Consider the following 17619-nt stretch of genomic DNA (forward strand, 5'->3'; position numbering starts at 1 on the left):
TTTCACAGGTCCATCAGCTTGTCGAGGCCGACGATCAATCCGGTGCGGTCCACGATCGACCGCACCGCGAGCAACACGCCGGGCATGAACGAATTGCGGTCCATCGAGTCGTGCCGGATCGTCAGGGTCTCCCCTGGCCCGCCGAACAGGACTTCCTGGTGGGCGATCAATCCTGACAAGCGCACTGCGTGTACGCGGACGTCGTCCATCAACGCACCGCGGGCGCCATCCGGATCGTGGGTCGTCGCGTCGGGAGGAGTACCCAACCCCGCGGCGGCACGGGCTGCACCGATGAGCCGGGCGGTGTGGGCAGCGGTTCCGGACGGGGCATCGGCTTTACGCGGGTGGTGCAGCTCGATGATCTCCACCGACTCGTAGTACTTCGCCGCCAGCTCCGCGAAGTGCATCGACAGCACTGCGCCGATCGCGAAGTTCGGGGCCACGAGCACGCCCGTGTCCTTGCCGTCCAGCCATCCCGCGACTGCGTCGAGGCGTTCGGTGTTGAAGCCGGATGTGCCGACGACGCAATGGATTCCGTTCTCCACCGCGTACTTGACGTTGTCCATCACCACGTCGGGGTGGGTGAAGTCCACGACCACCTGGGCGGCGGAGATGTCCGAGATGTCGTCGCCGACGTCGACCTTGGCGACAACTTCCATGTCATCGGCCGCATCGACCGCACGGCAGACTTCGGCACCCATCCGCCCTTGCGCTCCGAGCACGCCAACGCGGATCGTCATCCCATCACCTCGTGAACCTCGACGGGCACATCGTCGACGTGATCGTACGGGCCCACCACCGCGGCGGCGATCGGCCGGGACAGCAACTCCTTGGCCAGCAAGGCGATATCCTCGCCGGTCACCGCGTCGATCCGGCCGAGGGTCTGACCGACGGTCAGGTAGTCACCGTACGTCAGCTCGCCCTTGCCGATCCGGGACATCCGGGAACTGGTGTCCTCCAGGCCGAGGACGAGTCCTCCGCGCAGTTGTCCCTTGCCACGGGCGACTTCCGCGTCGGAAAGACCTTCGCGGGCGACATGTGCCAGTACATCGCGGATCACCGAGGCCGTCTCGCCGAGGCGATCCGGTTGCACGCCTGCGTAAACCGACAGGTGCCCAGTGTCCGAATAGGACGCCACGGACGAGTAGACCTGGTACGCCAGGCCGCGCTTCTCACGAACCTCTTGGAACAGACGGGAACTCATCCCGCCGCCCAGCGCCGCGTTGAGCACGCCCAAAGTGAACCGGCGGTCGTCGTGCCGGTCCAGCGCACGCACGCCGAGCATGAGGTGCGTCTGTTCCGTGTCCTCCGTGTGGAGAACCAACCGGGGTGCCGACGGAATGCGAGCGCGGCCCTTGCGTGGCGCGATGGGTGCGACGTCGCCGACCAAGCGGGCCTTGAGAGCCTTACGCACCAAGCGAAGTACGTCAGCGTGCTTGACGTTGCCAGCGACGGCGAAGACCATGCGCGGCAGCGTGTAGCGGCGCTTGTAGAAGTTGTACAGCGCGTTGCGGCTCAGTTCGGTGATGGACTTCTCCGAACCGAGGACCGGACGGCCGAGCGTGTGATCCGGGAGCAGCGCCGAGCAGAACGCGTCGTGCAGCAGGTCTTCCGGGTCGTCGTCGCGCATCGCGATCTCTTCGAGCACGACGCTGCGCTCGGTTTCCATGTCCTTCTCGGTGCACAGCGCCTCGAAGACCACGTCGCACACCAGGTCAACCGCCAACGGCAGGTCCTCGTCGAGGACGTGCGCGTAGTAGCACGTGTGTTCCTTGGCGGTGAACGCGTTCAGCTCGCCGCCGACCGCGTCGATCTCCTCGGCGATCTGCTGGGCAGTGCGCCGGGACGTGCTCTTGAAGAGCAGGTGTTCCAGGTAGTGCGCGGCCCCGGCGACGTTCGGCTGCTCGTCGCGGGAGCCCACAGCGACCCACATGCCGACCGAAGCCGACCGCACACCGGGAACGTGCTCGGTCACCACCCGCAGTCCGCCTGGCAGCAAGGTCCGGCGGACCTCACCGGCATCCGTACGCTCCAACGTGCGAGTGGTGCCGGGCTTTTGCAGAAAGCCGCGGGCAGAGCCCGCGGCTGTCGAACTGCGAACCGTCACGTGGTCGCGGGCTCCTCTGCCGATGCCTTGTCGTCGGTGTTGCCCTTGGGGGCCTCGTCGGTCTTCTTCTCGGCGTCCTCGTCCTTGACCAGGACCAGGCTGATCTTGCCGCGCGAGTCGATGTCGGCGATCTCCACGCGGAGCTTGTCGCCGACCTTCACCACGTCCTCGACCTTGCCGATCCGCTTGCCGTTGCCCAGCTTGGAGATGTGCACCAAGCCGTCCTTGCCCGGCAGCAGGGACACGAACGCACCGAAGGCGGCGGTCTTGACGACCGTGCCGAGGAAGCGTTCGCCGACCTTCGGCAGCTGCGGGTTGGCGATGGCGTTGATCTTGGAGATCGCCGCCTCGGCCGACGGGCCGTCCGCCGCACCGACGTAGATCGTGCCGTCGTCCTCGATCGAGATGTCGGCGCCGGTCTCCTCGGTGATCGAGTTGATCATCTTGCCCTTCGGGCCGATGACCTCGCCGATCTTGTCGACCGGGATCTTCACGCTGGTCACCCGCGGCGCGAACGGGCTCATCTCGTCCGGCCTGTCGATCGCCTCGGCGATCACCTCGAGGATGGTCAGCCGGGCGTCGTACGCCTGCTTCAGCGCGGCGGCCAGCACCTCGGACGGGATGCCGTCGAGCTTGGTGTCCAGCTGCAGCGCGGTCACGAAGTCCTTGGTACCGGCGACCTTGAAGTCCATGTCACCGAAGGCGTCCTCGGCGCCGAGGATGTCGGTCAGCGCGACGTACTCGGTCTTGCCGTCGACCTCGTCGGACACCAGGCCCATGGCGATACCCGCGACCGGCGCCTTCAGCGGCACACCGGCGTTGAGCAGCGACAGGGTGGACGCACACACCGAGCCCATCGAGGTGGAACCGTTGGAGCCCAACGCCTCCGACACCTGACGAAGCGCGTACGGGAATTCGTCCCGCTTGGGCAGCACCGGCACGATCGCCCGCTCGGCGAGCGCGCCGTGGCCGATCTCGCGGCGCTTGGGCGAGCCGACCCGGCCGGTCTCACCGGTCGAGTAGGGCGGGAAGTTGTAGTGGTGCAGGTACCGCTTGGTGGTCTCCGGCGACAGCGAGTCGATCTGCTGCTCCATCCGAAGCATGTTCAGCGTGGTGACACCCAGGATCTGGGTCTCGCCGCGCTCGAACAGCGCCGAGCCGTGCGCCCGCGGGATCACGGCGACCTCGGCGGACAGCTGACGGATGTCGGTCAGGCCACGGCCGTCGATGCGGACCTTGTCACGCAGGATCCGCTGGCGGACCAGCTTCTTGTTCAGCGAACGGAAGGCAGCGCCGAGTTCCTTCTCGCGGCCCTCGAACTCCTCGCGCTCGCCGACCATCTCCAGCACACCGGCCTTGACGTCGTCGATCGCGGCCTCGCGCTCCTGCTTGCCCGCGATGGTCAGCGCCTCGGTCAGCTTCTCCGCGGCGGCGGCCTCGACGGCCTCGTACGCGTCCGGCTGGTAGGCCGGGAAGACCGGGAATTCCGCGGTCTCCTTGGCGGCCAGACCGGCCAGCTCCTGCTGTGCGGTGCACAGCGAGCGGATGAACGGCTTGGCGGCCTCGAGGCCCTCGGCCACGATCTGCTCGGTCGGTGCCGGGGCACCCTCGCCGACCAGGTCGATCACGTTCTCGGTCGCCTCGGCCTCGACCATCATGATGGCGACGTCGTCGCCGACGATGCGACCGGCGACGACCATGTCGAACACGGCCTTCTCCAGCTGCTGGTACGTCGGGAACGCGACCCACTGGCCTGTGCCGTCTTCCCCTGGGATGAGGGCCACGCGCACGCCACCGACCGGGCCGGAGAACGGCAGGCCGGCCAGCTGGGTGGACGCGGAAGCGGCGTTGATCGCCACGACGTCGTACAGGTCCTGCGGGGCCAGGCTCATCACCGTGACGACGACCTGGATCTCGTTGCGCAGGCCGTCGACGAACGACGGGCGCAGCGGCCGGTCGATCAACCGGCAGGCCAGGATGGCGTCGGTGGAGGGACGGCCCTCACGGCGGAAGAACGCGCCGGGGATGCGGCCGACCGAGTACATCCGCTCTTCGACGTCGACCGTCAGCGGGAAGAAGTCGAAGTGCTCCTTCGGGTGCTTCGACGCGGTCGTCGCCGAGAGCAGCATGGTCTCCTCGTCGAGGTAGGCCACGACGCTGCCGGCGGCCTGCCGGGCGAGGCGACCGGTCTCGAAGCGGACCGTGCGCGTGCCGTACTTGCCGTTGTCGATCACGGCAGTGGTCTCGTGGACCCCAGGTTCCTGGGAGTCAGTCATGTAGTTGTTTCTCCTCGTCTTACGGGCCCGCGGTCGGAACTTCCGCCGTCGACGCGGTGTGGACGAGGCCGGTCTTCGATCGAAGCCCCCGGGTTTCCTCTTTGCTCACCCGGAAGCCACTACCGAGGACCGGCGCAGATACTGCCCCGTCCGCTAAGCCCTTGTCGTTCTTGTCGTTCTGGGTTGTCAATGTGCGGAGGGGGAGCAGCCCTTGGCCGCTCCCCCTCCCAAGCTCACCTGCGGAGGCCGAGTCGCTGGATCAGCGACCGGTACCGCTGGATGTCCACCTTGGCCACGTAGTTGAGCAACCGGCGGCGCCGACCCACCAGCAGCAACAGGCCGCGGCGGGAGTGGTGGTCGTGCTTGTGCTGCTGAAGGTGCCGAGTCAGGTCACTGATGCGCTTGGTCAGCAGTGCGACCTGGGCCTCGGGTGATCCGGTGTCCGAGTCGTGCAAGCCGTACTCGCCGAGGATCGTCTTCTTCTGGTCGGTGGTCAGCGCCACGCGTGTTCTCCTTGTTCTTCTGTGTGTCCCGTGAGGACGCCTCGTTACAAGGCGTTAGTCGGTACCAGCCGCCACGGACCGCAGCAGGACCCAACTACGAAGGGTATCAGGGCCGACGCGCACGCAGGCAACCGAGCGGTCACCGCCACGCTCGGATCAGCCAGTTCACCAGGCAATGTCCAGTCTACTGAATCGAGGTGGCCGGACGCTCGTGCATATTTCGGGCGTGGGGGTTAACCGGGTCGTCCGGTGTGCCCGGCTGCGGCAGGCTTGGTGACATGTTCACCAGACGCACAGGGGCTGAGCTGCTCTACGTGCTCGCCGGTCTGCCCTTGTGCCTCGTCGGGCTGGTCGTGATGCTCGTCCCACTCGTAGTGGGCATGGGGTTGTCCATAACGTTCATCGGTCTCCCCATCGCCGCGCTCGGTGTTCTCATCGCGCGTGGGCTCGGCAACACGTATCGTCGGATGGCCGGGTCCCTGCTCGGCCTTCGTGTGAGCAAACCGGAGCCCCCGGCGCCCACCAGCGGCATCATCCCGGCGGTGCTGCGCGATCCGGCGAGCTGGCGTGCGGTGCTCTACGTCGTGCTGAAGGCGCCGCTCGGGCTCGCCACGTTCGTGATGAGCGCGCTGTTCTGGGTCTACGGCCTGTTCATGCTGACTCACATCGTCTACTGGAGCCTGCTCACCGAGCAGCTGGGGCTGCCGTTCACCGACTTCAAGATCGACACGTGGCCGAAGGCGATCCTGTTGTCCCTGGTCGGCCTGGGTCTGTTGTACGCGGCCTCACGGGTGACACACGTCCTGCTGTTGCTCGACCGGCTGCTGATCCAGGGCCTGCTCGGTCGCACGACGATGGCCCAGCGAGTGCGTGACCTGGAGGAAACCCGGGCGCACGCGGTCGACGACGCCGCCGCCCGGCTCCGGCAGATCGAGCGTGACCTGCACGACGGCACCCAGGCCAGGATGGTCGCGCTGGCCATGCACCTCGGCATGATCAAGGAGGAGCTGGACGGCGATCCGGATCTGGAGATGACCCGCAAGCTGGTCGACCTCGCGCACACCAACACCAAGGAAGCCCTGGTCGAGGTGCGCGACCTGGCCAGGGGCATCCACCCGGCCGCGTTGGACAAAGGACTCGACGCGGCACTGGCCACATTGGCCTCACGCAGCCCGATCCCGGTCAGCTTGGACGTGTCGTTGGAATCCCGGCCGCCGCAGGCGATCGAGATGATCGCGTACTTCTGCACGGCGGAGCTGCTCACGAACATCGCCAAGCACTCGCAGGCGACCAAGGCCTCGGTCACCATCACCGGCCCAGGTCCGCGAATCGAGGTGACCGACGACGGAATCGGTGGCGCCTCGGTCAAACCGGGCGCCGGGCTGGCCGGCCTGCGGGAGCGTGTGGCCACTGTGGACGGAACGCTGAGCCTTGACAGCCCGCCGGGAGGCCCGACCAGGGTCGTGATCTCATTTCCGGCATGAGGATCGTCGTCGCCGAGGACAGTGCCGTACTCCGGGACGGCCTGTCGTTGCTGCTGACCACGCGCGGCCACGAAGTGCTGGCGACGGTCAGCACAGGCGAGGCACTCGAGGCCGCGGTGGCCGAACATGTTCCGGACATCGCCGTCGTGGACGTCCGCATGCCGCCCACGTTCACCGACGAGGGCATCCGTTCCGCTTTGGCGGTAAGGAAAACGCATCCCTCAGTGGGATTGTTGGTTTTCTCGCAACACATCGAGACGCGGTACGCCGCAGAACTGTTGGCAGGCGGGGCTCGTGGCGTGGGTTACCTGCTGAAGGACCGGGTCGCCGATGTGCGTGACTTCATGTCCGCATGCGACCAGATCGCGGCGGGCGGGACCGTGCTCGATCCCGAGGTCGTGACTCAGGTTCTTGGCGCTTCAAGACGTTCCCACGACCTGTCGGCTCTCACCGCCCGGGAACGCGAAGTGCTGGGGTTGATGGCCGAAGGACGCACGAACACGGCGATCGCCAAATCCTTGTATGTCAGCGAAGGCTCGGTCGAGAAGCACATCAGCAGCATCTTCGCCAAGCTCGGCCTGCCGCCGTCGGAGACCGACCATCGGCGGGTCCTGGCCGTCTTGCGCTACCTGTCAGGCTAGACCGCCCATTGGTGGACCGTGCCCTGATGGACGGCGGCGTAGACGCGGTCGCGCAGCACGTTGGCTTCCTGGTCGGTGAGGGTTCGGTCCAGGTGCCGCAGGACCACTTTGACCAGCACGTTCTTCTGGTCCAAGCGGGCTCCGAGCCGCTGCAGGGCTTGCGGCGGTAGTCGCGTGCAAGGCGTCTGGGCGAGGATCTCGACCTCCTCCACGCAGTCGGCATCGGAGCCGAGGGCTTCCCGGATCCGGTCACCGAGGTCCTCGGCCAGGTCATCGTGGGCCACGACAACGGAAATGTCCCGGCGGATCGCGGGCATGCCGGAGACGAGCCGATACGCAGCCAGGTCGGTCAGCTGGGCAGCCACGGCGGGCTCGGTCGACCGCAGGATGCGGATGTCCGGAATTCCCTTGAGCAGCATCAACATCCGGTCGAGCCCCATGCCGAGCGCGAGGCCACTCCACGCGCTGTCGAGGCCCGCGCGCGCCAGCACCTGCGGATGAGCCAGACCGCATTCGGCCACCTCGATCCATTCGCCGTCGCGTTCGACGTCCACCTGAAGGCCGGAGAGCGTGTACGGGTGGACGCGGTCCTCGCTGCGATGCTCCGCTCCAGGCAGAAGCGCTTCGACGAGGGCGGCGACCATCTCGTCCAGGTCGGACGTGGTCATCGAGCGGCGCGTGACGCGCCACAGGTCAAGCTGGTGAGGAGTAGCGGTGTGCAGGCGGTCGATGGTGTCGCGGCGGTAGACCAGTCCGGGGCACACCAGCAGGACGTCGTCAGCCGGGTCAGCGGCCAGCGCGCGCAGCGCTCCCGGGATCAACGCACTGGAGTGGCTGCGCAGCATCCGTTTGTCGTCGACGTAGCGGGTGTAGCGGCTGTCGCGAGTGATGTCATCGGCGCGGTAGCCGAGGTTGTCGTAGTTGTCCTTGATGGTGACGATGCGATCGCCACGCCACCACCGGACTTCGCATCCCCAACGGGTCGCTAAGGCTTCGACAGCACGCGCGAGTACGAGTTGAAGGGCATGCGGACCGGCGGCAGGATCGGTGAGGTCCCGGATGGACAGGTCACGGTCGAGTTGTGCGGGCACGGCAGACTCCTGGGCATGAGCGGTGACGGGTGGGAAAACCCCGGCCCCTGGGTCTGAACGCGCTACGGAGTCGGCTCAGCTCTCGAAACGACCCCGGCGGCACCCTTCGGGGGCCTGGGGGCCGGTAAATCGGCGAGCGATCGCTACGACAGCCACGCCACGACGGTAACAGTCCTGGCCGTCCAGCCTCACGTCATTAATCAGCGACGGCCGGGCACTGCCATGACAATGGACGGATGACGGACACGTGGCGGTCGGGTGCGCTCGTTTGTGCTGCCGTGCTTCAGGTTCTGGCTGGTTTCGTCGGTGGTGCGGGACTGTGGGGCGAGTCCGTCGGCACGGTCGCGAACTCGTATCCCACGCTCCTGCTGCCCGCCGGCGCGGCGTTCACCATCTGGTCGTTGATCTACGCGGGCTTCGGCGCCCTGGCGATTCGACAGGTGGTCCAACGCAGGCGTGACGTGCACAGGCGGACGGGGTGGTGGCTGGTCGCCGCCGGTGTGCTGAACGCGACTTGGATCTTGTTGTTCACCAACCGCTTGTTCCTGCTGGCCCAACTCGTCATCGTCGGACTGCTGATCTGCCTGGTGTGCGCGGCTTTGCGCCTGCAGCCCGCGAACGGCTGGGCCGACCGGCTCCTGCTGCACATCCCAGTGATGGTGTACCTGGGCTGGGTTGCTGTCGCGACCGTCGCCGGAGCGGCCACGACGGCTGCCGCGTTCGGTGCGGCGCCTGGGATCACCGCCGCGATCGTCGCGCTGGCGTTGACCGGCGTTGGCGCAGCTCTGGCGGTGTTGCGGCTGCCCGCGGTGATCGGTTTCGCGGCCGCGGTCTGCTGGGCGTTGGCGTGGATCGCCGCGAACACGCCGACGACGTGGGTCCAGGTGACCGCCTTGGCCGCCATCGCGGCCGTCGCACTCACCGCCGTGATCCGCATTGAACGGCGGCCGAATCGATCCACCATCGCGTGGGGTTGACCCGCTATATGCCCCTAGGGCTATATTGCCCTCATGGCATCTATCTTTGAGGTGCTGGCCGAACCGAACCGCAGGGAGATCCTCGACCTGTTGCGTACGGGCGAACGGCCCGTCAACGACCTGGTCGACCAGTTGCGGCTGACGCAGCCGACGGTCTCGAAGCACCTGAAGGTGCTGCGCGGCGCCGGGCTGGTCGAGGTTCGGCAGGACGCGCAACGCCGGTGGTATCGGCTGCGGCTGGAACCACTGGCCGAACTGGACACATGGCTCGAGCCGTACCGCCGGATGTGGACGTCCAGTTTGGACGCATTGGAACGGCACCTTGACACCATGGAGGACTGACGTGACCGAACGTGCGACGCTGAGCACGATCGACGGCAAGCCGACTCTGCGGTTCGAACGCCGCCTGCGGCACGCGCCCGCGAAAGTGTGGCGGGCCATCACCGAACCTGCCGAGTTGACCCACTGGTTCCCCACGTCCGTCGAAGCGGAACTGCGCCCGGGTGCGCCGATGCGGTTCACGTTCCCCGACGAGGCCGTGGTCGACGGGACCTGGACCGGTGAGGTCCTGGAAGTCGATCCGCCGAAGGTCTTCATGTTCCGGTGGGACGAGGACGTGCTGCGGTTCGAGCTGATCCCGGACGGTGATGGCTGCCGGTTGGTGTTCACGCAGACCATCGGCGGCGGTTGGCTGGGCAAGCTGGGCGCCGGCCGCAACGCCGCGGGCTGGGACGAGTGCCTCGCCGCGCTGGAAGCACGTCTGGATGGCGAAACTCTTCCAGAGAGCGACAATTGGCTCAGCCGGGCTGAGCGCTACATCGACGAGTTCGGCCTCGGCGAAGGCACCGTGACCGAAACCAAGGACGGTTTCAAGCTGCACTTCGTGCGTGATCTCGTGTGGAAGCCACCTGCTGAAGCGTGGGCGTTCCTCGCCGAAGACTCGCCGGTCAAAGACGAACCGCCGCTGCCCGCGACCAACGACCATGCCCCGCCCGGCCGCGTGATCGTCGCCGACGCACCGCACGTGCTGGAATACGAGTGGCTGGCCGACGGATCACCGGCAGGAACGGTCCGTTGGGCGTTCGAATCGGACCCGCAACTCGGCGTGCGCGTCGAACTGACCCAGACCATCCCCACGGCGTTGGCCGACACCGTCGCCGAGTCGCTGGCGATGTGGCACGTGCACCTCGAGTGCTTCTTCGCCGGACTGCACGGCGAAAACCGGTGCCCATGGCCGGCTGACCGCGTCACGGAGCTGACAAAGCACTACTCGTGAGTGGGTTGCCGGACCGGCAACCCACTCACGAGCGGTGTTCTCAGTGCGCGGTCGACCGGTTGCGCAGCCGGCTCAACCTGTGCAGCCCACGCGGCTTCGGCTCGTCCGTCGTCCGACCCTCGTCGACAGTGGTGCGCTCGTCGGTCGACGCGACGGTCTGCGGTTGTTGAGCCGGGACAGGATCCGTGGCGGGCTCCTGAACCGGCTCGGGCTCGGTGTCCACGATCCTGCGCCGCAGCGGCACGATCGCGATCACCAGGCCGAGCACCGCGATACCGAGGTGCAGCCAGTTGTCCGCGACGTTCAGGTTGAGCGGGTTGCCCAGCTCCGACACCGGGTTGGTGGACGTCAGCCCGACCAGCATCAGGCCCCAGATCAACACCAGCCCGTATCCGGCGAACAGCACCCAGCCGTACAGCCGTGCGGTGACCGAGGTCAACGCCAGCAGCACACCCACGAGGCCGAACAACAGGTGCACGACGTTGTGCAGCGGATTGATCGCGAAGATGCCCCACAGCATCGCGTGGCCCTGCCCGGCGAAGTCGTTCACGCCGGTGTGCGCGAATCCGATGATGCCCAGCGCGAGGAACGCCAGGCCGACGAGTCCGGCCAGCACCTGGGTGGGCTGTACGCGTGCCCGTACTGACTCAGCCATGACCAACTCCCTGGGGATGTGAATGTCCCCGAAAGGGTTCCCGGCAGGTCAGCCGGCAAACCTCAGGCGGTCGAGCACGGTGTACTCGTAGCGCTGCTCGGCGCCGAGCAGCACCACCTCGTCGACGGTCCACTGAGGACCGGAATACGCCAGATCCAGCCGCTCGCCGTGCCCGATGGTCAGGTGCGGGTGCCAGTCGTGCCGGTCGTCGCACCGCAGCGCCTCCCCGAGGGCGGTGAACGACGAGTCCACAGCGGACACGCCCATCCACAGGGTGTGCCCGAAGTTGCCGGTGTCGGTCAACGAGATCGTCGGCGCCACAAGGCCTTTGACTTGCTCACGAACCCACGACACACGGGTCTCGGGGTCGTCTTCGCCGTAGTAGCCGAGGGTGATGTGCCAGCTGCTTCGGGGCACCCAGTCGACGTTGCCGACTCCGTCGAGAGCGGCGGCGAGATGATCGAGGACCGCGGGCGGCGGGATGGCCGCGGTGAACAGCCTCACGCGAGGGCACCCGCCCTGCGCAGCACTTCGGCCAACGCCGGGAAACGCCCGTCCAGCATGCGCGCCGCCTCGGTCAGCTCGTCCACCGTCGCGGTCCGGCGCAGCAGCGCGAGCGCGGCGCGGTCGGCACGGCCCGGGTCGACCGGCAGCATGTCCCGGCTGACCGTCGGCTTGGAGTCCCTGACGTCCTCAAGGGCCTTCTGCAGCGCTTCCTTGCGGCCGGACGCGACCTCCGGGGTGAGCACCTTGCGCTCCAGCATGATCAGCCTGGCCAGGACGGACGGGTTGCCGATCTTGGCCCGCCTGCCGCTCATCACCTGGCTGAGCATGGGTGCGCTGATCCCCAGCACGTCGGCGAGGTTCGCCTGGGAGACGTCGAACGCCACCACGAGCCGCCGGACACGGTCGCCAAGCGGCTCGCCGTACCACTGTTTCTGCAGCTCCAGGTTCCGCTGGACGATCTTCTGGTCCTCCACCTTTGCCCCTCGTCGCAGGTTGTCCTCCTGCATCTTGCCAGGCCAGGGCCCCTGGCGAGGCGATTTGCCACATCCTGTGGCTACTGCGCGCGGCCGAGAACCTCTCGCGCCCTGGCCACGTCCAGGTGCATCTGGGCGATCAACGCCTCGACGGTGTCGTACCGCTCCATCGGCCGCAACCGCTCGATGAAGTCGAGTCCGACGCGCTGGCCGTAGAAGTCCTCGTCGACGTCGAGGACGAACGCTTCGACGCGGCGTTCACGGCCGGAGAAGGTCGGGTTGGTGCCGACCGACACCGCGGCCTTCATCGGCTCCCGGTTGGGGCTGCCGAGCAGTGTGAACTGGCACGCGTAGACACCATCCGCGGGAACGGCCGTGTACCTGGGCGTCGACAGATTGGCCGTGGGGAACCCCAGTTCGTGGCCACGCCGGTCGCCTCGCACCACGATGCCCTCCAGGCGGTGCGGCCTGCCCAGCGCGGCCTCGGCGGCGACCACGTCCCCGGCGTCCACACAGGCCCGGATGTACGTGGAGGAGAAGGTGATCTCCCCGTTGGTGGCCGAGGTGAGTAACTTCGCGCCCTCGGTGCTGAAGCCGAACCGGTGGCCGAGGTTGGTCAGCAGCTCGATGTCGCCCTGTGCCTTGTGGCCGAACCGGAAGTTCTCGCCGACCACGACGGCCGCCGCGTGCAGCCGGTCGACCAGCACCTCGTGCACGAACTCGTCACCAGGCATCTTGGACAGCTCGACGGTGAACGGCAGCACGCAGAACACGTCCACACCCAGCTGCTCGACCAGCTCGGCCTTGCGCCGCAGCGTGGTCAGCTGAGCGGGGTGGCTGCCCGGCCGGACGACCTCGGACGGATGAGGATCGAACGTGACCAGCACACTGGGCACACTTCGTTGGTCGGCCAGTTCCACCGCTCGCTGGATCAGAGCCTGGTGTCCTCGGTGCACACCATCGAACACGCCGATGGTGGCAACGCATCGCCCCCAGCCGCCCGGAATATGTTCCAACCCGCGCCATCGCTGCACGATCGTGAGCGTACGTGGTCCAGGGGCATTTATCCCGCGGGGGCAAGGACGACTATGGGCCGCGCCACAGGACCCTCGTCGGTCGCGAGCGCGAGCACATGCCCTTCCGGGTCGAACACGCCGTACGTCCCCTGCACTCCGGCGGCCGGAATCCGCTGGCCGTAGCGCAAGGCGGCGGTCTGCCGCTCGTCCACGTCATAGCGCTTGAACGCGGTCGCGACCGATTTGTCCAGGTCAAGCGACAACCCGGGATCCTGCTCGAGCTGCTCCAGCGTGCGCGCGACCCGCAGGTCGAACGGACCGACGCGAGTGCGGCGCAAGGCGGCGAGGTGCCCGCCGACTTCAAGGTCCGCCCCGAGATCACGAGCCAACGCCCGGACGTAGGTGCCGGACGAGCAGTCGACCATGGCGTCGATCTCGACCGCGGCGCCTTCCCGCCGGATGGAGAGCACGTCGAAGCGGTTGACGGTGACCGGGCGCGCCGGGATCTCGACCTGCTCGCCCTCCCGGACCCGCGCGTACGCCCGTTTCCCGTCGATCTTGACGGCACTGACCGAGCTGGGGACCTGCATGATGTCGCCGGTCAGCTTGGCGATGCTGGCGTGGATCGCCTCGTCGGTGACGGCCGAAGCGTCCACTTCGGACAGAACCTCGCCTTCGGCGTCATCGGTGGTCGTCGCGGCGCCGAGACGGATCGTGCCCAGGTAGACCTTGGTGTCGAGGGCGAGATGGCCGAGCAGCTTGGTGGCCCGTTCGACCCCGAGCACGAGGACGCCGGTGGCCATCGGGTCGAGCGTGCCGGCGTGGCCGACCTTGCGGGTGCCAAGGATGCGGCGCACCTTGGCGACGACGTCGTGCGACGTCATCCCCGGCGCCTTGTCGATGACAACGAGGCCGGGTGGAACAGTGGAGCGTTTCGCGGACACAGCCGGAATCCTCGCATTCCCCTCCGTGGATGCGATAAAAGGTATGCCGTGCTGGCCGCCTTGCTCAACGAGATCGCCCGCCAGGACGGCACGTCCGAGCCGGTCGTGCCGCTTGCGCTGTTCTTCACCGGCAACCACGATCCGGCGTCCATCGGCTGCAATCTCGACCCGCATCCAGGAGTTCCCCGGTTCGCGTCGGTGCTCGGCTCGATCCGGGCACAGCCTTGCGTGCACGACGTGCTCGTGGGCATCGACGAGGTGATGGGTCCCGATGAGTGGCCGTTCAGCGGACACGTCTACGTGATCACCACGGCTTCGGGGTCCGAAGTCGCCGCGTGGGCCGCCGATCTTCGGCCGGAGACGCCGAGCCGGGGTTGGTGGAGTCCCGATCGGCCGCCCGCGATCGAGGTCCCGCCTGGGCATCAAGTCGTGACGCTGTGGTGGGACTGACTCAGCCGCCCAGTTCGTTCCACATCCACCTGGCCCGCTTGGCCAGGTCCGGCCGCTCTCCTGACTCGATGAACTCCCGTGAGGTGCGTTGCCACTCCTCCGCGGTGAACGGCTCTCGCTGGTGATAGTCCAAGTCGAACAACCGCAGCTGGCACTCCAGCAGCAAGCCGACAGCCCCGCCAAGGCCGATCAGCAGGCGATCGACGACCCGCAACAGCCGCTGGTCCATCGTGCGGTCGCGGCCGAGCGTGGCCATCGCGCACCTGAGCAGTGACTCGACCGGCACCTGCTGCTTGGCCAGGCAGTCCTCGAGGATTTCCACGATCACGTCAGCGGGCACGTCAGCGTCCGTCCGGATCCGGTCGATGACCAGCTTGAGCTGATGCCCGTCCAGCAGGTGCGCACACCAGAGATAGGTCAATGACCGAGCGGCCTTGGTCGACTCCTTGACGGGCGAGAGCAGGGCCTGCAACAGCACGTTGCCCAGTGCGCGATGCTCGGTCGCGTCGAAGGCCACGTACATGTTGGTGGCGTCGCCGACGTACTTCATCACGGGCTCAAGCAGATGAACGAGGTGATCGTCGCCCGGGCTGCAGAAGAAGTTCTGCCGCTTGGTGATCGTGGCCTCCCGGTAGAAGGTCCAGTGCAGCTTCTTGGAACTGGCACGCAGTTCGTTCGAATGCGACCACCGCGGATCGACCACGCGGTGGTCGGCGACACCAAGCCTGAGTTCGATGTCCCGGTCGTTCTGGTGCCAGATCCGGCGCACCGCCAAGTTGTCGATCATGTCGTAGTAGGCGAGCTGCGAGCGCCACAGCAGCGCCTCCCGCATCCAGTGCACGACCACGTTTTCATGCGTGCCGAACAGCTGGCTGCCACGCACTCTGCCCAGCAACGCGGTGATGACGATGACCAAGTTGGCGCTGTAGGCGGCGTGCCTGCGCGGCACTGACAAGCTCAGCGGCTCATAGCGACCACGGCCCCGTTCCCGGTGAGGATCATGTGCCGTCCGGAACAGCCGGATGAGGACAGCCGCGATTTCCTTCCGGTCGTTCGTGGACAGCTGGTCGGCCATCTGGATCAGGAATGTCACCACCGGACCGCGAGAAGCCAACGGGGCAAAGGACAAGAAGGCGTACAGCGCCGAGTCGTCCACCAATCCCTGCTCGAAGATGCTCACGTCGGCGACGTTCGCCTTGGCTGCCACCACACGGATCTCGTGCCATGTCATCCGGGCGACCAGGTATTCGCCGAAGGTCGCGTGCAGGAACTCATAAGTCGAGATCTGTTTGCCTGCTTGCTGTGCCCGGGCCCGGTGGATGAAGAAGAACCTCCCGATCGCCAGTTCGGCCCCGCTCAGTGACCGCCGCATACCAGTCGAATCGGCCTGTCCGGCCGCACCCAGCGCCGCGAGGTCCTCGTTCAGCACATCCTGGGTGATCCACTGAGTGCCCCGGTTGAACATGGCGAATGCCACGACCGACAGCCGCCGCAACTCCAGCTCCGCGCGGCGCTCGAGTTCTTCGTCCCGGTATCCCGGGTAGTGCTTGGCGACTTCCCGGTACGCGAAGCGCATCAACAGCCGCTCGTACAACGCGCTGCGGCTGATCGGTCCCTCTTCGCGCAACGCGTTCCCGTCCGCGTCGTAGAGCGCCAACATGAGCAGGAGCAGGGGTTGCTCGGCCAGTTCGCGGTAGGTCAGCACGGAATCGGCCTGCAGCGCCACATCCGTGTTCACCTTGTTCCACGTGTCCACCCAGAGCCTGATCTGGGTGCCGTCGAACGGTTCCAAGCGCAACGCGACCGACTCCTCGGGGAACCGCGCCAGGTCGGCGACCGCGGTCCGGGTCGTCACCACGACAGCCACCGGTCGTTCCTGGTCGGCTTCGCGTTTCTGGAACTGACTGACCTTCGCCAGGTAGTCGGTCTGATGCACGCCGGTGGCCTGCAGCAGTTCGTCGAAGCCGTCCAGCAGGATGACCGGCAGGGCGTCGCCGGCGGCCTGCGCCAGATCGGGCCATTGCACCCGCTCCCCGGTGGCGACCCGGACAGCGTGCTCGATCTGTTCTTGAACGTCCGCCTCGGCTGGGACGTCTCGAAGCTCCACCCGGACAGGCATGAAGTCGGTGGCGGGCAGCCGTGCGGCCAGCACCTTGGTCAGCATCGACTTGCCGGAACCCGGTTGCCCCAGCACGACCAGCGGCGCGCGGGTGGCTCGCGGGGATGTCAGGTGGCCGACCAGGAAGCGCTGGATGTCCCCGGCGTCACCGACTTCCTTCCACCACGACTCCCGGCTCGGATTGCCGGCCCGGTCGACTTCCCGCACCCGGTACCGAGGATTGACGTATGCCTGTTCCACCGTCGGCAGGTTCAGTTCGGGAGGTACGTCGTCCGGGGCCAGTACCGGCTCGGCCAGCAGTGCCCGATAGGCGCGTGCCAACGCGGTGCGGCGGCGCTCCGGCGAACGCCCGGCCGCGATGTCGGCCAGCATCTGTTCGAGCCCGGCGAGGCTCGCTCGCATCTCGTGCCGGGTGGCCTCGTGCTCGATCAGGTTCGACCAGCACGCCACTTCGGGATAGTCGGCGACCAGCCGCCGGAAAAGGTCCTGATATCGGGCAAAGGCCCGCTCCGGCAGGATCCTGAGCTGAGCCGAGAGCTTCTCGCGGTGAACTTCGCCGAGCTGGTTCCAGGCCCACAAAGCCTCGACGAGAACGCCGAGCCTCGCACACATGTCTGCATATCGAGCAGCAACGCGACCAGTATTCGTCGCGTAGGGCTGGGTGGGGTCTGGCAGGATGGACGAATCGATCAACCACCAGCCGATCGTCTGGATCTCGGCGCCGAACAGATCCTGTTGTTGGTCCGCTTTCAGCTTCAACGTCAGCGGCAGGTCGAACTCGCCGAGCGCCTCGAAGAACGCCGTCATCACGATGACCGTGTGCGCTGCTTCGATTCGCTGCGTGCGGGAGAACCTGCGCAGACTCCGCCGGTTCTCCGACAGTGAACCCAGCAGCTCATGGGACAGCCGCACGAAGTCCGTCTTGGCGTCGAACCAGGACAGCAGGTCGTCGAACTTGAACATCCCGCCGAGCAGGAGACCGCTTGTGACCTTGTCCAACGCCGCGATCAGCTTGTTGTCTTTGCCGCCGAGCAGAATCGCCACATCGCGGTAACTGACTGTCCGCACAGGAGTACTCGATCGCGCCCGTGTGCGGTGTG

General features: G+C 66.9%; 17 protein-coding genes. 6 read left to right on the forward strand and 11 right to left on the reverse strand.

Annotated features, from left to right (window positions below; all coding sequences use genetic code 11):
• Positions 1-2 precede the first annotated feature (2 nt).
• From dapB to rpsO, 4 genes are all read right to left on the reverse strand, one after another.
• Positions 3-740, reverse strand: a complete 738-nt coding sequence (dapB, locus tag B9C43_RS23295; RefSeq protein WP_084428929.1) for a 4-hydroxy-tetrahydrodipicolinate reductase — start codon at positions 738-740, stop codon at positions 3-5.
• Positions 737-2107 (reverse strand): M16 family metallopeptidase, encoded by a 1371-nt coding sequence (locus B9C43_RS23300; RefSeq protein ID WP_084428931.1) that lies wholly within the window; start codon positions 2105-2107, stop codon positions 737-739. Before B9C43_RS23300 ends, dapB begins: the two co-directional genes overlap by 4 nt.
• Positions 2104-4383: a polyribonucleotide nucleotidyltransferase gene (locus B9C43_RS23305; protein ID WP_033381098.1), complete on the reverse strand. Its 2280-nt coding sequence runs from the start codon at positions 4381-4383 to the stop codon at positions 2104-2106. The genes B9C43_RS23300 and B9C43_RS23305 overlap by 4 nt, the downstream gene beginning before the upstream one ends.
• Positions 4384-4616: 233 nt before the next feature.
• Positions 4617-4886 (reverse strand): 30S ribosomal protein S15, encoded by a 270-nt coding sequence (rpsO, locus tag B9C43_RS23310; protein ID WP_033381097.1) that lies wholly within the window; start codon positions 4884-4886, stop codon positions 4617-4619.
• Positions 4887-5164: 278 nt separating this feature from the next.
• On the opposite strand from rpsO, the gene B9C43_RS23315 reads away from it, so the two are divergent.
• Both B9C43_RS23315 and B9C43_RS23320 read left to right on the forward strand, forming a co-directional pair.
• The gene (locus B9C43_RS23315; RefSeq protein WP_084428933.1) at positions 5165-6370 is read left to right on the forward strand and encodes a sensor histidine kinase; all 1206 of its coding nucleotides are present in this window, start codon (positions 5165-5167) and stop codon (positions 6368-6370) included.
• Positions 6367-7011 carry a LuxR C-terminal-related transcriptional regulator gene (locus B9C43_RS23320; RefSeq protein WP_084428935.1) on the forward strand — a complete coding sequence of 215 codons (645 nt, stop codon included), beginning with the start codon at positions 6367-6369 and terminating at the stop codon, positions 7009-7011. Before B9C43_RS23315 ends, B9C43_RS23320 begins: the two co-directional genes overlap by 4 nt.
• Here the strand turns inward: B9C43_RS23320 and srmL are convergent.
• A complete protein-coding gene (gene srmL / locus B9C43_RS23325; protein WP_084428937.1) occupies positions 7008-8102 on the reverse strand; it encodes a PheS-related mystery ligase SrmL in 1095 nt (364 codons plus the stop codon). The genes B9C43_RS23320 and srmL overlap by 4 nt on opposite strands.
• Before the next feature lie 236 nt (positions 8103-8338).
• Here srmL and B9C43_RS23330 point away from each other — a divergent pair, with 236 nt between their 5' ends.
• The 3 genes from B9C43_RS23330 to B9C43_RS23340 are packed head-to-tail and all read left to right on the forward strand — an operon-like array spanning position 8339 to position 10355.
• On the forward strand, positions 8339-9079 hold the full coding sequence (locus B9C43_RS23330; protein WP_084428938.1) for a tryptophan-rich sensory protein: 741 nt from the start codon (positions 8339-8341) through the stop codon (positions 9077-9079).
• A 33-nt stretch (positions 9080-9112) separates the two neighbouring features.
• Entirely contained in the window at positions 9113-9421 is a 309-nt protein-coding gene (locus B9C43_RS23335; protein ID WP_033381093.1) for an ArsR/SmtB family transcription factor, read from the forward strand.
• A 1-nt stretch (position 9422) separates the two neighbouring features.
• A complete protein-coding gene (locus tag B9C43_RS23340; RefSeq protein WP_033381092.1) occupies positions 9423-10355 on the forward strand; it encodes an SRPBCC family protein in 933 nt (310 codons plus the stop codon).
• A 40-nt stretch (positions 10356-10395) separates the two neighbouring features.
• On the opposite strand, the gene B9C43_RS23345 is transcribed toward B9C43_RS23340, so the two are convergent.
• From B9C43_RS23345 to truB, 5 genes are all read right to left on the reverse strand, one after another.
• Positions 10396-11010 (reverse strand): DUF4383 domain-containing protein, encoded by a 615-nt coding sequence (locus B9C43_RS23345; RefSeq protein WP_084428941.1) that lies wholly within the window; start codon positions 11008-11010, stop codon positions 10396-10398.
• Between the two features lie 48 nt (positions 11011-11058).
• A complete protein-coding gene (locus tag B9C43_RS23350; RefSeq protein ID WP_084428943.1) occupies positions 11059-11514 on the reverse strand; it encodes a 2'-5' RNA ligase family protein in 456 nt (151 codons plus the stop codon).
• Complete coding sequence (locus tag B9C43_RS23355; RefSeq protein ID WP_033381091.1) at positions 11511-11990, reverse strand: transcriptional regulator; 480 nt, start codon at positions 11988-11990, stop codon at positions 11511-11513. The genes B9C43_RS23350 and B9C43_RS23355 overlap by 4 nt, the downstream gene beginning before the upstream one ends.
• Before the next feature lie 80 nt (positions 11991-12070).
• Positions 12071-13024 (reverse strand): bifunctional riboflavin kinase/FAD synthetase, encoded by a 954-nt coding sequence (locus B9C43_RS23360; RefSeq protein ID WP_084428946.1) that lies wholly within the window; start codon positions 13022-13024, stop codon positions 12071-12073.
• A gap of 29 nt (positions 13025-13053) precedes the next feature.
• Positions 13054-13950: a tRNA pseudouridine(55) synthase TruB gene (gene truB / locus B9C43_RS23365; protein WP_268811582.1), complete on the reverse strand. Its 897-nt coding sequence runs from the start codon at positions 13948-13950 to the stop codon at positions 13054-13056.
• 48 nt (positions 13951-13998) lie between these two features.
• On the opposite strand from truB, the gene B9C43_RS58600 reads away from it, so the two are divergent.
• Positions 13999-14400, forward strand: a complete 402-nt coding sequence (locus B9C43_RS58600) for a hypothetical protein (RefSeq protein ID WP_235038780.1) — start codon at positions 13999-14001, stop codon at positions 14398-14400.
• 1 nt (position 14401) lies between these two features.
• Here the strand turns inward: B9C43_RS58600 and B9C43_RS23375 are convergent, their stop codons facing one another.
• A complete protein-coding gene (locus B9C43_RS23375; protein WP_084428952.1) occupies positions 14402-17587 on the reverse strand; it encodes an NACHT domain-containing protein in 3186 nt (1061 codons plus the stop codon).
• Positions 17588-17619: the final 32 nt, after the last annotated feature.

It is taken from the genome of Kibdelosporangium aridum (assembly GCF_900176515.1).
Classification (GTDB): Bacteria; Actinomycetota; Actinomycetes; order Mycobacteriales; family Pseudonocardiaceae; genus Kibdelosporangium; species Kibdelosporangium aridum.